Source organism: Asaia sp. W19 (genome assembly GCF_003994335.1).
Lineage (GTDB): Bacteria > Pseudomonadota > Alphaproteobacteria > Acetobacterales > Acetobacteraceae > Asaia.
On the sequence record NZ_PNQZ01000118.1, the window covers coordinates 1 to 1,368 of the forward strand.

Below are 1,368 nucleotides of genomic sequence, written 5' to 3' on the forward strand. Positions count from 1 at the left end.
GCTGTTCCCCGGCTCAACACCCGGGCTAAAACCGCCTCGACAAGCCCATGAGCGAGAGGCTGAAACTCTGCCTCATCAGCTGTGAACCAGGCCGGCCATTGCAGCGACAAACCGGTGGGGTCCAGATTTCGATACTGCTCGCAACCGATAAGAATCCCGTTCGGGAGCGCGCTGGAAAAGCGACATAGCATTCGGTAGAGCGCCAGGACCCCGCAATCGCCATAAGTTCCGCGCAACCTGTCGGCCATCCAGATCAAAGGCTGGCACATCAATTCCATGGCGCGGCCGGATTGTGCCGTGCCGAGCCGATCGCCATGGGTCCGGTTGCCGTGCAGCTGCTCGAGGACGAGCTGGCGCAGCTCCCGATAATGGGCAAGCACGGCTCCAGCCGCGGCCCCATTGATCTCCAGCAGCTTCGCATCCCCCTCTGGCGGCAGGGTCAACGCCGACGCGGCGCCTCCCTGTCGCGCAGGCCCCTCAAGCAAATCAGGCGTCTTGAGAACAAGCGTCGGATCGGAACCATACTTCAGCCCACGCCCGGCTTGTGAGAGCAGATAATCCGCTTCGATCACCGTATCGATCGCCCGCTCGAAACTGCATTCGCCGTCCGGGTCGCGCACCGATACTGCCCCCGGATTCCTGATCCAGACCACGGGAACGAAACCAAGCCCATGCATAGTGCTACGCATCGTGTCGAGAGGCGGCTCTCCTTCCTGCTCGACAGGGCGCGGAACCGAAATCTCGACCGCGTCGCATGTCCAGCGCCGTTGCCACCAGAACCGCGCCGCATACTCCTTAGGCTCGACAGGATAACCACTTGCCGCAAGCTCGCGCCCGGTCACCATAAAACGCTCGGTAACACGTAAAAGCGCGCCCGTCGGATCCCATTCTGGCGTCAGATAGGCCGTCTCCAGCAAAGTAAGACAGGGCCTGTTCGCTGAAATCTCCACCCAGATCGCTACAGATCCCACAGAACCCCGCGTAGCGACTTGCATCATGAAGGCGGACAACCCTGCCTCCAGGGCAAAGTTGTTCAGGACTCCTGCGGTCTCTGCCGCTTCCGCCACAACCAGCGGCCAATGGGAATTGCCAAAAAGGAGCGACACCATCTCATCCACGACTGTGCGGCACAGATTGGTTCGCACTGAAGGTCTGCGGTCCGAAAGAGGAATATACTCCCCAGAGACGCTCCTTTCCCGCGCAAACGGATGTGGCAACACATCATATTGCGTCCCTTCCAGAACACGCTGCAAAGCGAGCAGCCGCCTCGTACGCGGCGTCATGCCCGGCAATGCGGCGAATTTTTCCTGCAATGCCAGCCAATCCATGCTTTATCCTTCACCGAGAGAGGCTGAACCATCCCTGGTC

Annotated in this window: 1 protein-coding gene; it reads right to left on the reverse strand. The window is 60.4% G+C overall.

Annotated elements, in window-relative coordinates; translation table 11 throughout:
* The coding region (locus tag C0V97_RS17090) for a portal protein (RefSeq protein WP_127103704.1) at positions 1-1,328 on the reverse strand (1,328 nt) is incomplete at its 3' end.
* Between the last annotated feature and the right edge of the window lie 40 nt (positions 1,329-1,368).